This window comes from Actinoplanes oryzae (genome assembly GCF_030757795.1).
Taxonomy (GTDB): Bacteria; Actinomycetota; Actinomycetes; order Mycobacteriales; family Micromonosporaceae; genus Actinoplanes.
In genome coordinates this window covers 52261-65301 of record NZ_JAUQWH010000030.1, presented here as the reverse complement: position 1 = coordinate 65301, position 13041 = coordinate 52261, and the positions used below count along the sequence as shown (strand labels likewise).

The following is a 13041-nucleotide window of genomic DNA, read 5'->3' as shown; positions in this document are numbered from 1 at the left end:
CTGCCGGTGTCCGGCACCATCAGGCTGGCGGACGTCTCGGCGGCTTCCAGGCACGGGCCGTGGCCCCGGTCGTACTGCATCTCGTCGAGGGTGCGGGCGAGCTCACCGGTGAACGCGGCGGTCTGGGCGACGTTGCCACGCAGCAGGGTGACGCTGACCTCGGCGGCGCCCGGGACGGTGCGCTTGGCCAGCTGGGCGATCTTGTCGAGCAGGGTGTCGAGGTCGACGTCGGCGAGCCGGATGCGGCCGAGCTCGGCGAACGCGTCGTGGGGATCCAGGGGACCGGGTTGCGTCATCGGGGTGCGTCCTTCACCAGGCGCAGGAACCACCCGGACGGGGCGGCGGCGTGCGCGGATCACTGCAGGACTCCACGAGCGGGGTCCGAGATCCGCGCCGCTTCTTGACGCCGGTCCGACGACGCCCGTCGAAGGCGCCGTGCCACAGGTGACCACCCTATCCTCAGGGGCCCTGCCCGGCGACGACCGCCTGGGCGATGCCGAGCAACGGTTCACCGGCGTCCGCGGCCCGCAACCGCAGCGCGGCGTAGGCGCTCTCGGCGGTGCCCGGCCGCTCGCTCAGCAGGACGCCGATGGCCTGCTGGATGATCGCCCGGACGGCGAACGCCTCCGTCAGGCCCGCGACGAGTTCCGCCCCGCCGGGATCCAGGGCGGGGAGGTCCGGCGCGGCCGGCGCGGCCTCGTCGTAGGTGGCCCAGACCGCGGCGGTCAGCGCCGCCATCGCCGCCGGGTCGTGGCCGTAGAGGTTGAGGGCGGCGATCGGCTCTCCGCGCCCCGCGAAGAGCGGGATCGACAACGACGTCTGCAGCCCCAGGCGGTAGGCGGTGTCGCGGAAGCCGGGCCAGCGCATCGTCACCGCGATGTCGGGCACCGGTGTCGGCCGGCCGGTGCCGATCGCGTCGAGGCAGGGCCCGGCCTGGTCGGCGTACTGTGCCTGGTCGACCGCGACGGCGATGGCGCTGCTGGCCGCGACCGTGGTGTGCGCGCCGTCGTGCCGGGCGGTCACCGACGCGTAGCTGACCGCCGCCACCCGCTGGGCGCTGAGCTGAGCGATCGTCACCAGCCGGTCCGGCACGCCGGAGTGATCGTCGGGCGTGCCCGCCAGGGTGGCGAGCGCGCCGGCCAGCCCGCCGCGGTGCAGCGGCGGAGTCGGCAGCTGCCGGCTCATCGGCGGGACGCCAGGAAGGCGTCCAGTCCGCTGACCTGGAAGACCCGGACGCCGAACCCGTGGAGGCCGCGAACGGTGAAATCGCAGCCGGCGCGCTCCGCCTCCCCCACGGCGGCGAGGATTGTCCTGACCGCGGCCGCGCCGAGGAAGCCGACCCGGCCGAGATCGCAGCACACCCGCCGGTTGCCGCGGACCGTCTGCGTCAGCGTCTTGTGCAGCAGCGGCTCGGTCTCCGCGTCGATGTCCCCGGCCACCTCGACGACGATCAGCGGCGGCGCGTCCGGGCGGGCGTCGCCCGGATGCTCCGAGCGACGGGTGAACTGCATGAGGACCACGCCGTCGGTGCTGGTCATCGTGGCGGTGACGGGCGGCGGTGCGCCTCGCACCGGAGCGAGGTCGCCACCGGCGGAGGCCGGCGAAGAATGCCGAGCGCTGGACATGGCACTCCTGTCAAGAGGGACAACAGTGGGAAGAGCCAGCGTCTTGACCCTGCCCCCAATATATAGCTCTGGCCCGTGCCGTCGATCACACGAGCGGGTTACGCCCGGCCTCTGCCTGGACGCGGCCGCCGCCGCGGCGACCGTGACGGTGCCGGACCCGGCCGAGGAGACGCGCTGGCCCCACCGGGCCAATCATGCCGGCGAGACCTGCCCGCCGGTCCAGAATGGCCTGAACGCTGAGACCTGCGCCGGCCGGGCAGATACGGGCGGCGATGGCGAGCCGGGCAGTCATCGAGCAGGCCGGGGGCATCGTCACGGGCGATCGCCGTCCTTCTGACCGCACCTCGACCGCGACAGCCCCTGATCGGACCGCCCGGGAGGCAGCGATGACCACCGTTTCCGCGGAGCGGCTGGCCGCGATCTTCGTCGAGTTCGCCGACACCCTCGTCGACGACTTCGACCCGATCGAGTTTCTGCACATGCTCACCGACCGGGCCGCGGGCCTGGTCGGTGCGGCCGCCGCCGGGGTGGTCCTGGGCGATCGGCACGGCGGGCTCGAGTTCATGGCGGGCTCCGACGAGAACGTCAAGCTCGTCGAGCTGTTCCAGCTGCAGACCCGGCAGGGTCCCTGCTGGGAGGCGGTCCGGACCGGGCGGGCGGTGATCAATGTGGATCTGCGCGCGGCGGCCACGCGGTGGCCGCGCTTCGCGCCGCGGGCGGTCGCGGCCGGGTTCCAGTCGGTGCACGCGTTCCCGCTGCGGCTGCGCAGCCAGGTGATCGGCGCGATGACCGTCTTCGGCGACACCAAGGGCGGCGACTTCACCGGCGCGGACGTCCCGGTCGTGCAGGCGCTTGCGGACGTCGCCACGATCGGGTTGCTGCAGGAGCGCGCCATCCGCCGCGGGGAGATCCTGGCCGAGCAGCTGCAGGGCGCGCTGCACAGCCGCATCGTCATCGAGCAGGCCAAGGGGGCGATCGCACAGGCCGAGGGTACGAGCGTCGACGAGGCGTTCACGGTCATCCGCGGCTACGCCCGGCGGCACAACCGGAAGCTGACCGACGTGGCCCGGGCCGTGGTCACCGACCCCGTGCTGCGAGCCCAGGTCCGGCACTCCTGAAGCGCGGGTGACGGGCGTACCCGCGCCGCGCCCGCCCAAACCGGGCCGCCCATGACATCGGCGGTCGCCAATCTCTAAATCGCGCCATCTGCAGGCTCCAGCCGCCAGGCGGCCGTTTCCAAGCGGTCCCGGTACCGTCGGCACGTGGCCCCGGACCTCGGTCACTGATCAGCTGCCGTTCCGACAGTCCGAGGTCATCGCTGTGCTGCTGTCCCTCTCCCCGGCCCGCCGTCGCGGGCGCTCCGCCGTCCTGGGCGCGTGCCTGGTGCTGGCGGCCGGCGCCTGCACGAACGATCCCGATCCGCCGGGCTGGACCCCGGTCTGGAGCGACGACTTCGACGGCGCCGCCGGCACCGGCCTGGCGCGCTCCGACTGGAGCTACGCCACCGGCACGCAATATCCCGGCGGCGCGCCGCAGTGGGGCACCGGCCAGATCGAGCGATCGACCGACTCGACGGCCAACGTACGCCACGACGGCGCCGGCCACCTCGAGATCCTGCCGCTGCGCGACGCGGCCGGCGCCTGGACGTCCGGCCGCGTGGAGAGCCGGCGCGACGACTTCGCCGCGGCGCCCGGCGGCAAGGTACGCATCGAGGCGGTCCTGCGCCAGCCGCAGGTCACCGGGCCCCAGGCGGCCGGATACTGGGCGGCGTTCTGGGCCCTGGGCGCCCCGGCGCGCCCGGTGGCCTCGACGAACTGGCCGCACGCCGGCGAGTGGGACGTCATGGAGGTCGTCAACGGACGCGACTCGGTGTGGCAGACGCTGCACTGCGGGGAACCGGTCGGCGGGCCCTGCGGCGAGCCGACCGGCATCAGCAGTGGCGAGCAGCCGTGCCCGGGCTGTCGCACCGGCTTCCACACGTACGCCATCGAGCTCGACCGCAGCGTGCAGCCCGAGCAGTTGCGCTGGTACGTCGACGACAAGAACACGTACACCGTCACCGCCGACAAGGTGGACGCCACCACCTGGGAACGGGCCAACCACCACGGGTTCTTCGTGATCCTCAACGTGGCCATCGGCGGCAGCTTCCCGGCGTCGTTCGGCGGCGGCGCCACCCCCGCGACCCAACCCGGTGTGCCCATGGTGGTGGACCGCGTCGCCGTGTCGAAGAGCGAGGACGGATGAGCACAGACCCGGGCCGCATCGAGCCCGTCAGCGAGCTGTCGTGGCAGCCCATCCAGCGGTCGACCAGGTTCGCGGTCACCGTCGCCCTAGGCGTGACGCTGTTCTACATGATCTTCCTGCTGAACCCGGCGTACCGGGGCAATGTCTGGATCTGGGGCCTGGTCCTGTTCGCCGAGGGCATCACCATCTTCAACGCGCTCGCGATGTGGTGGACCGTGCTGACCAACACGCCCCGGCCCGACCCGCCGGAGGTCTTCGCGTGGCGCCGCCGGCTGACCACCGGCGCCCTGGCCCCCTCGATCGACGTGTTCATCACCGTCTACGGCGAGCCGCTCGAGATCGTCCTGGTGACCGTGCGCGCCGCCCGGGACATGCGGGTGAAGCACAAGACGTGGGTGCTCGACGACGGCAACAGCGACGCCCTGCGCGACGCCTGCCTGCGGGAGCAGGTCGGCTACCTGCGGCGCACCGAGCACGTGTACGCCAAGGCCGGCAACATCAACGCCGCGCTGCGCCGTACGGACGGGGAGTTCGTGGTCATCCTGGACGCGGACCACGTACCGAGTCCGGACTTCCTGCTCCGCGCCCTGCCGCACATGCAGGACGAGAAGGTCGCCTTCGTCCAGACCCCGCAGGCCTTCCCGAGCGCGCGCGGCCTGGTGGCCGAGGGGGCGTCGGAGTCGCAACGCATCTTCTACGAGCTCGTCCTGCCCGGCCGCAACCACTTCAACGCGGTCTTCTGCGTCGGCACCAACGTCATCTTCCGTCGCTCGGCGCTGCGCGAGATCGTCGGCATGCACACCGCCAGCAACTCCGAGGACATCTGGACGTCCATCGAGCTGCACCGCCGCGGCTGGCGCTCGTTCTTCGTCCCCGAGGTGCTGGCGCGCGGGCTGGCCCCGGACAGTTTGCTGCCCTACTTCAAACAGCAGTTCCGATGGGCGTACGGAGCCTTCGAGGTCCTGTTCCGCGGCGGCCTGCTGCGCCGCAGTGCCCTCACCGTCGACCAGCGCTTCCAGTACATGCTGGCCGGCGTCAACTACCTGCTGTCCCTGGCCGCCCTGATCCTGATGTGCCTGCCCGCGGTGTACCTGCTCTTCGGCCTGAGCCCGATCCGCGCCGACCTGAGCACGTGGATCGTGCACTACGCCCCGTTCTACCTGCTCATCATGGTCGTGACGGTGCTGCAGCTGGGCGGCTTCAAGGTCTCCGCGATCGTCACCAGCATCGGCGCCGCCCCGGTGCACGTGAAGGCGCTGGTGATGGCGCTGTTCAAACGCCACGTCAAGTGGACGGTCACCAACGCCGGCCCCTCCGGGCTGCCCGGCGTCGAACTGGTCCTGCCGCACGTGGCCCTGTTCCTGCTCAACGCCCTGGCCATCGCGGTCGGCATCAGCACCCTGCCCCTGCTCGGCACCGACGTGGGCGCGGTGTGGCTCTCCATCGCCTGGGCCTCGATCTACGTCCTGGTGCTGGGCCGCGTCATCGCCGAGGCGGTGATCGCCCCGCAGGTCATCAAGGAGCGCCTGGAGCGCCGCAAGGCCGGCGCCCTGCTGTCGCGGGCCCTCCCCTGGCCGGCCCGCTGGGAACAGACCGACGAACTGGTCAGCTCCGCCATGGCCGACGTCGCCGGCCCGCCCGCCCCCACCCCCAAGCGCTGAGGAAGCACCATGGCCGGACCCACAGTCACCGACTCCGCATCCACCCCGGACACCGCACCGCCGCCGCCCCCGCCACCCCGGCGCCGCGGCACGATGCGCAAATGGCGAGCCCGCCTGATCGTCCTGCTCATGCTGGCCGCCGCGGTCGTCGTGTTCATCCGGCTCACCGCCGACCGCCGCACCGACGCGGCCCTCATCGACCTCGGCACGGTCACCCTCACCGCCCAGCCGATCCCGGTCGAGACCCCCCGCCCCGGCCAGATCACCCAGGTCTCGGTCAAGCCCGAGCAGCAGGTCAAGGCGGGCGCCACCCTCGGCACCCTCGAAGTCACCACCACCGACTCCGACGGCGAACCGGTCCTGCGCAAACTCACCCTCGTCGCCCCGCGCGCCGGCATCGTGGTCGACGAGCCGGCCACCATGGGCAGCACCCTGCAGCCGGGCCAGCCCTTCGTCCAGCTCTACGACCCGGCGGAACTCCTCTTCGTCACCGACATCCCGGTCGAGGATCTGCCCGAGATCAGCCCCGGCATGGAGGCCACCCTCGAAGCCAAGAACCTCGACCGTACGATCAAAGCCGCCGTCGAACGCGTGGTCCCCCGCGTCGCCGGCGCCGCCGAATCCGGCGCCCAGGCCGGCTACCTGCGCATGATGCTCCGCCCCACCACCCCCGCCGAAGTCAGCGGCCTGGTCCCCGGCATGCGCTTCACCGGCTCGGTCGACACCCGCACCGGCCCGCCCCACCCCCGCCTCGTCGCCCTGCCCCCGACCTGACCGGCGCAGAAAGGCCGCCCCCGGTACGGATGAGGACGGCGCCGCCACCTTCTGTTCACCCGGGCTCCCTATGGTGTGGCGCAGAGCCGCGTCCACTGTGAGGAGTTGCGGTGCCCCACCACGCCCACACCCGGCCACCCGCACCGGCCGTACGCGCCGCAGCCGCACCCGCCCGGTCCGCGCAGCCGGGCCCGCACGCGCTCCTGCACCTGCAGCGTCAGGTGGGCAACGACGCGGTCTCGCAGCTCGTCTCCCGGGCCCGCGCGCAGGTGGATCCGTCCTTCGCCGACGAGCTCGCGGCCGATCCCGACTTCGCCGCGCTCGTCCAGGCGATCCTGCCCATGCTGGACGAGCAGGGCGCCGCCCCGCAGCCCCCGCCACCGGCCGTTCAGGACCAGGGCCAGGACACCACTGTTGCTGCGGCGCCTTCGGTGACGGCCTCGTCGGAGACCGCGTCCGAGCAGACGGTGGCGGAGGAAGATCCGACGGAGCGGATGCCGGGCGCCTGGCGGCAGGCGTTCAACCGCGACGGCGACAAGTGGAAGGAGCGCGGCGCGGCAGCCGGGTCCACGGCCGTCGGACTGCAGATCGGCGCCGCCTACACCCCGCTCAAGGCCGTCCCTCTCGGCGGCACCGCCACCATTGTCAACGCCTCCACGGCGTTCGGTGACTTCATGAGCGAGCAGCAGAAGCCCGTACCGCCGCTCAGCAAGCCGGCCCCCGACCCGGAGGCCGCCGCGCCCGCACCCAAGGTCGACAACCGCAACATGCCCAAGTACGTCGGCAGCGGCACCGTTCTCGCGGGCGCGGTGACCAACGGCATCGGCTTCCTGGCCAACAACACCATTCCCGCTCGCCAGGCCGGCCTCGCCGTGCAGGGCGTGGGTCAGCTGATCAAGGCCCCCGGCGAGGCGTTCAGCTTCAACAAGGCGCCTCAGATGTTCACGCGCGAGGGCCTGTCGCTCGCCGACTGGCCGAAGGCGGCCGGCGCGATCGGCGCCGGGGCGGGCGCGTTCACCCAGGCCGTCGGCCTCGGCAAGCAGCAGCAGTTGCGGGCTCAGGGCCTGTCCGGCCCGGCCGCCGTACCCCCGGAACTGGTCGCCGCCGCGGCCCTCAACGGCCTGGCGCCCGCCGGTGACGCCGCCAACGAGGTCCGCAAGGCCTTCGACACCGGCCGCATCAACCCGGGCAAGTTCGCCGGTGGCGTGGTCGGTGCCACCGGCGCCGGGCTCACCGCCAAGGGCATCCAGGCCGCCGACCCGGGCTGGCTCACCGCCGGGCTCGCCGTCACGTTCCTCAGCATGGCGCTCAAGGCCTGGGGCGAGGGCACCAAGATCGAGAACACCAGCTGGGGCGACCTGAGCCGGCTGCCGCTGGGCCTGGGCACGTACTTCAAGCGGATCCAGGACAAGAAGGAGCAGCCCGCCGAGGCTCCCACCGGCCTCCCGCCCGCCGAGGAGCACGAGCTCCGGACCGTGCGGTCAGCCACCTGAGCCGGGCGCGCCCGACCCGCCCCTGGCCTCGGCGCATGCCCGCAGGGCTGGTCATCGGGACGGCAGCGACTCGCTCAGCCAGCCTCGCTTCGCCGCCAGGACGGCGATCTGGAAGCGGGTCCGGGCGCCGAGCAGCGAGCCGGCGTCGGTGATGTGCTGCTGCACCGTACGGCGGCTCAGGTTGAGGATGCGGGCGATGGTCTCGTCCTTCATGCCGGTCGCCATCATGCGCAGGATTTCCCTGGTACGCACGTCTCGTCCCGACGTCGGCAGGTCGTGCCGCCTCGTCAGCGACACCGGCTCGGCGCGCTCCCACACGCTCTCGAACAACGCGACGAGCGCCGTCACCAGCGCGGGCGAGTGCACCACCAGGGAACCCGAGGACGGCTGGTCGCCCCAGATCGGCAGCAGGGCGGCCGACCGGTCGAAGATGGCCAGCTTCACCGGGATCTGTGAGGTCAGGCGCATCTCGCCGCCCTGGCCCGTGCCGCGCCGAGCCGTCATGAGGGACACCGCGTCGGTCAGGCCGTCCGTCTCGTACACCGAGCGCATGCGCACACCCGGCGCCACGTCCACCGCCTTGTCGGCCGCCGAGGCGCTTGTCACGTACGGCGGCTTCGCCAGGTGGAGCACTTCGGACGAGCTTCCCATCAGCAGCTGGTGATAGCGGGCCGGCACCGCATCGTCGCTGCTGAGCACCTCCACCACGTCGGCGGCGCGCGGCTCGGACACCGCCTCGTGCGCCTCGGAGAGCCGTTCCACGAGATCCTCGACCCGGGCCAGTTCCGCGCGCCGGCGGGCCAGCAGGGCACCGAGCGACGGCCGTGGCGGCGCGGCCACCCAGCGCGGTGCCGCACCGCCGATCCGCGACGCCAGGGCCGAGTCGGCGAGGTGCCGCAGCGCGCGCTCCGCCTCCGACGGGGACACCCCGGCCGCGTACGCCACCTCGTCGCGATCCGCCGACCGCACGGCCACCAGGTGCTCCAGCACGCGGCCGGCCAGCGGATCGAGCCCGGTTGCCGACCAGGGTATTTCCGTTTCGCTCATGCGTTCCTACGTCCCTCCGACCCGAGCATGCCGGGGGCGCCGGTCGCTGCGATGAATCGGCGATTACGGATCTGTAAGAAGCTTTCCGCGGCCGGATGCTCACTTGCGCAAGTGCACAAGGTCGTCCTTGTGGCGGCGATCGGCACCGGGGTGAGGTGGGCGTACCGGTGTCCACAACCTCGCAGGAGCGACAAGTGCGCAGACCCAAGGCACTACCCACGATCGCCGTCCTGGCGGCGGCCGCCCTCCTCGGCACCACCGCCCCGCCCGCGAACGCGGCGACCCCGGCGGAGGGCTCCGTCCCGGCCACGGTGGCGCCGCCCACGGACACTCCGGCCCTCGTCGAGGATGTCGCCGATCCGGTCGACGCCACGGTCGCGCCGGACAAGGCCGCCAAGGCTCACCTCGCGGGCCACCAGGACCGCTACAAGATCGGCGATCCGGCCGGCACGCTCACCACGGCGAGCGTCGAGACGCAGGGCGAGCGGGAGACCGTACGCCTGAACCAGAAGTACAAGGGGCTGCCCGTCTTCGGCGCCCAGTACGTGGTGCGTACGGAGAAGGCGGCCGGCAAGCGCACGGTGACCGGAACGTCGGGCACCTACTTCACCAACCTGGACGTCGACACCACCGTCACCACGATCCCCTCGGCGGTCGCCGTCTCCCGCGCGGTCGAGGAGGTACGCAAGAGCCTGCACCCGAGCGCGGCGGTCGTCGCCGCCAAGCCCGAACTCGCCGGCACCGACCAGGGTCTGCTGGTCATGCCGACCGGCACCGGCGTGCTCGCGCGCCGCGTCCTCGTCAAGGGCAAGGACTCCGTCTCGGGCCGGCCGGTGCTGCGCGACGTCTACGTGGGCGCGACCACCGGGGTGCCGCTGCTGAGCGTCAGCCGGATCAAGTCCTTCGTCTCCGCCCAGCAGGCCGTCGCCGGCACGCCGCAGACCGGGTCGGCGCCGCGCTCGCGGGGCACCGGCACGACGACGGTCACCGGCCGGGGCACCACCCTGCACGGGGCCACCGTGTCGCTGCCGCTCGTCCAGTCCGACTCCGGCTCCTACCTGCTGCAGGACCAGACCCGGAAGACGCCGATCACCACTTGGGACGCCCGGGGCCGGGACTACTACGACCTGATGGACGGCGCGTGGCCGGAGGGCCTGGCGCCGTTCGCGTCGCCGTCGGCCACGCTCGGCGCCGACCTGACCGACGCCGGTGCGGTCGACGCCGCCTGGGACGCCGCGCAGGTGTACGACTGGTACAAGACGAAGCTCGGGCGCGACAGCCTGGACGACGCCGGCATGCCGATCGACTCGGTCGTGGGCATCACGTACGGCGGGAACCCGTGGGTGAACGCGTACTGGGACGGCACCCGCATGGTGTACGGCAGCGGCGACGAGGAGTACCTGCCGCTGTCCGCCGACCCGGACGTCGTGGGCCACGAGATGACGCACGGCGTGGTCGAGCACACCGCCAGCCTCGTCTACGCCGGACAGCCGGGCGCGCTCAACGAGGCGATCGCCGACTACTTCGGCAACGCCATCGACGTCGACGCGTCGGGCACCCCGATGACGGACCCGCAGGCGAGCCTGCTCGGCGGCGACCTCTGCCGTACGCTGGCCGCCTCCGACTGCGCGCTGCGCGACCTCGACGACGGCGCGACCACGGCGGACTTCCAGCACCTCATCGACACGCCGTCGATGGACGACGGCGGCGTGCACCTCAACTCGACGATCGTGTCCGGCGCCCTGTGGGACCTGCGCCAGAAGCTCGGCAAGACGGTCGCCGACAAGGTCGTCTACCGCGCCCTCACCGACTACCTGACGCCCATGTCCGACTTCGTCGACGCGCGCGAGGCGGTCCTCGCGGCCGCCAAGTCGTACGGGCTGAGCAAGGTGGCCCTCGGCGTGGTGCGCGCGGCGTTCGACTCGCGCGGCATCACCGCGCAGTGGAAGGCGACCCTGTACGGCAAGAACACCAAGGTCCTGATCGACAGGCTCAACACCGGCATGTACGCCGACATGAAGGCCAGCGTGGCGGGCGGCTGGTTCGCCGTGCCCCGCTCGGACGCGAACCGCACCGAGCCGACGTCGATCTGGGTGGGCCGCACCAACGGCAAGGGCGAGCCGCTCCGGATCTCCCCGGACGACGGGAGCGTCAACAGCTTCCCGCACACCGACGGCAAGCGGGTCGTGTGGCTGTCGATCGCGGTGGACCCCGAGTCACCGACGTACGAGACCAACCGCATCCTGTCGGCGCCGATCGGCGGCGGCACGATCAAGGAGCTCTACACCTCCCCGTACCGCATCGACGGCCTCGGCTTCGACGGCACCGTCGTCGCGTGGAGCCAGTACGACCCGGAGCAGGGCTACCTCGACGTCGTCCGCTACCTGCGCGGCAACGCCAAGACCGTGCACACCCTCGCCCACCCGGACTGGTTCGGCAGCGCCACGGCACCGAGCGTCAGCAACGGCAGAATCTCCTACGTACGCTACGAAATCTTCGACCAGCCCGACGCCAACGGCTACTACTGGTCGCTGGGCGCCGAGGTCCACGACGTCAGCACCGGCCGCACCACGTACGCCGGCGGCGACGTCGGATCCGAACGCGTGAGCTACCCGGACCTGTCCGGCACCGCCGTCGCCTGGATGACCGACCGCGACTACGGCACGATCGTCGACGGCCAGTGGAGCCAGGGCGCCTACCACGACTCCATCCGCCTCTTCGACTTCGCCACCCGCACCCCCCGCCTCCTCTTCGAGGAGAACTCTCCGCAGGCGATCCGAGCCGACACGGTCGCCCTCTCCGACACGGTCCTCACCGTCACGGAGGAGGCGCCGGTGGAGGCCTGGCTCGAGACCGGCGGCTACCCGGACAACTCCCTCAACCCGAAGCTGAAGCAGTACACCTTCCAGGGCACGTTCATCGGCCCGGCCTCCTGCAGCCCGGGCGCCCAGATGTACGCGACAGCCGCCGGAGGCCGCGAAGTGGTCTTCATGGACTCCTCGGCGTCCGGCTTCGGCCTGGCGTACGCAGCGGGTGCCAAGTCCTGCAAGTGAGATGAGCGGCGGCGCGCCGGGACCCGTCCCCCACGGTCCCGGCGCGCCGGCCGCCGCCAGTTAATGTCAGTGTCACACTAAGCTAAGCTCGCCGCATGACCACCAGAGAGCACGCGCACCTGCGCATCGCAGTCGACCTTGTTGTCCTGACGGTGCGCGAGGGCACCTTGCAGGCTCTCGTCATCACCCGGGGCAACGAGCCCTTCGCCGGGCAGCCCGCCCTGCCGGGTGGCTTCGTCCGCACCGATGAGGACATCACCGATGCCGCGGTCCGAGAGCTCGGTGAGGAGACAGGGCTCGACGGTGGCAGCCTCTTCCTCGAACAGTTCGCAGTGTTCGGGGAGCCGCACCGCGACCCTCGGGGCCGGGTGGTGAGCGTGGCCTACCTCGCGATCATGCCCGACCTGCCCCTGCCGACCGCCGGGTCGGACGCCAGCAACGCCGCCTGGAGTCCGGTCGACGCCGTCCGCGGCAGCCTGGCCTTCGACCACGACCGCATCCTCGACGAAGCCGTCGAGCGAGCGCGCCGGCGACTCGAACTGACCACGCTTGCCACGAGATTCTGCGCCGCCGAGTTCACCATCGGCGACCTGCGCACGGTCTACGAGATCGTGTGGGGCGAGGCCCTGGACCCGCGCAACTTCAGCCGCAAGGTCGTCAACACCGAGGGCTTTGTCGAGCCCACCGGCACGAAGCGGATGCCGCCGACCGGCCGGCCGGCGGCCCTCTACCGGGCCGGAGCGGCCACCACGCTCAATCCTCCGATCATGCGCACCGGAACCCCGTGACGGTGCGGGCGCCCGGGCGCCCGCACCGCCGTCGGATCGGGTCAGCGGCAGATCTTGAGGATGCCGTCCCAGTTGCTCCCGGCCGGGCACTCCGGCACGGCGACGGCAGGGGCGGACGCGACAGCGGCCACGCCCGGGATGAGAGCCGCAGCAGTGACCACGAGGATCACGGCTCGGCGCAGGTTCGTACGCATAGAGGTTCCTTCCCGGAATCGTCAGAGTTCGCGGCGGCGAGGGGACCCGGCGCTCACGTCTCCCGGCGCCCGGACGGACGCGGGGGCGAAGGCTGGCCGGCCTCCACGCAGCGCCCCGCGCGGCCGGTCCCCGGCATGCCGGCGGCTTCGCCGGACTGCCCA

At 72.2% G+C, this 13041-nt stretch carries 11 protein-coding genes and 1 pseudogene; 7 read left to right on the top strand and 5 right to left on the bottom strand.

Going from position 1 to position 13041, the window contains the following annotated elements:
- The 3 genes and pseudogenes from RBH18_RS13155 to RBH18_RS13145 form a co-directional block, all read right to left on the bottom strand.
- Positions 1 to 296: pseudogene (locus RBH18_RS13155) on the bottom strand (histidine kinase); the annotation flags it as partial.
- A gap of 163 nt (positions 297 to 459) precedes the next feature.
- Positions 460 to 1185 carry a GAF domain-containing protein gene (locus RBH18_RS13150; RefSeq protein ID WP_306207349.1) on the bottom strand — a complete coding sequence of 242 codons (726 nt, stop codon included), beginning with the start codon at positions 1183 to 1185 and terminating at the stop codon, positions 460 to 462.
- Positions 1182 to 1571: an STAS domain-containing protein gene (locus RBH18_RS13145; RefSeq protein ID WP_306207347.1), complete on the bottom strand. Its 390-nt coding sequence runs from the start codon at positions 1569 to 1571 to the stop codon at positions 1182 to 1184. The genes RBH18_RS13150 and RBH18_RS13145 overlap by 4 nt, the downstream gene beginning before the upstream one ends.
- Positions 1572 to 2011: 440 nt before the next feature.
- On the opposite strand from RBH18_RS13145, the gene RBH18_RS13140 reads away from it, so the two are divergent.
- The 5 genes from RBH18_RS13140 (at position 2012) to RBH18_RS13120 (ending at position 7797) form a co-directional block, all read left to right on the top strand.
- On the top strand, positions 2012 to 2743 hold the full coding sequence (locus RBH18_RS13140; protein WP_306207345.1) for a GAF and ANTAR domain-containing protein: 732 nt from the start codon (positions 2012 to 2014) through the stop codon (positions 2741 to 2743).
- Positions 2744 to 2945: 202 nt separating this feature from the next.
- The gene (locus RBH18_RS13135) at positions 2946 to 3869 is read left to right on the top strand and encodes a glycoside hydrolase family 16 protein (RefSeq protein WP_306207343.1); all 924 of its coding nucleotides are present in this window, start codon (positions 2946 to 2948) and stop codon (positions 3867 to 3869) included.
- Complete coding sequence (locus RBH18_RS13130) at positions 3866 to 5530, top strand: glycosyltransferase family 2 protein (RefSeq protein WP_306207341.1); 1665 nt, start codon at positions 3866 to 3868, stop codon at positions 5528 to 5530. The genes RBH18_RS13135 and RBH18_RS13130 overlap by 4 nt, the downstream gene beginning before the upstream one ends.
- A 9-nt stretch (positions 5531 to 5539) precedes the next feature.
- Positions 5540 to 6304 (top strand): HlyD family efflux transporter periplasmic adaptor subunit, encoded by a 765-nt coding sequence (locus tag RBH18_RS13125; RefSeq protein ID WP_306207339.1) that lies wholly within the window; start codon positions 5540 to 5542, stop codon positions 6302 to 6304.
- A 110-nt stretch (positions 6305 to 6414) separates the two neighbouring features.
- A complete protein-coding gene (locus tag RBH18_RS13120) occupies positions 6415 to 7797 on the top strand; it encodes a hypothetical protein (protein ID WP_306207337.1) in 1383 nt (460 codons plus the stop codon).
- Between the two features lie 51 nt (positions 7798 to 7848).
- On the opposite strand, the gene RBH18_RS13115 is transcribed toward RBH18_RS13120, so the two are convergent.
- Positions 7849 to 8844: a helix-turn-helix domain-containing protein gene (locus RBH18_RS13115; protein ID WP_306207335.1), complete on the bottom strand. Its 996-nt coding sequence runs from the start codon at positions 8842 to 8844 to the stop codon at positions 7849 to 7851.
- A gap of 194 nt (positions 8845 to 9038) precedes the next feature.
- Between RBH18_RS13115 and RBH18_RS13110 the strand changes: the two genes are divergently transcribed.
- Together RBH18_RS13110 and RBH18_RS13105 are read left to right on the top strand one after the other, a co-directional pair.
- Positions 9039 to 11897 (top strand): M4 family metallopeptidase, encoded by a 2859-nt coding sequence (locus RBH18_RS13110; protein ID WP_306207333.1) that lies wholly within the window; start codon positions 9039 to 9041, stop codon positions 11895 to 11897.
- Between the two features lie 95 nt (positions 11898 to 11992).
- Positions 11993 to 12685 carry an NUDIX hydrolase gene (locus RBH18_RS13105; RefSeq protein ID WP_306207331.1) on the top strand — a complete coding sequence of 231 codons (693 nt, stop codon included), beginning with the start codon at positions 11993 to 11995 and terminating at the stop codon, positions 12683 to 12685.
- A gap of 41 nt (positions 12686 to 12726) precedes the next feature.
- Here the strand turns inward: RBH18_RS13105 and RBH18_RS13100 are convergent, their stop codons facing one another.
- The gene (locus tag RBH18_RS13100) at positions 12727 to 12879 is read right to left on the bottom strand and encodes a hypothetical protein (RefSeq protein ID WP_306207329.1); all 153 of its coding nucleotides are present in this window, start codon (positions 12877 to 12879) and stop codon (positions 12727 to 12729) included.
- Positions 12880 to 13041 lie beyond the last annotated feature (162 nt).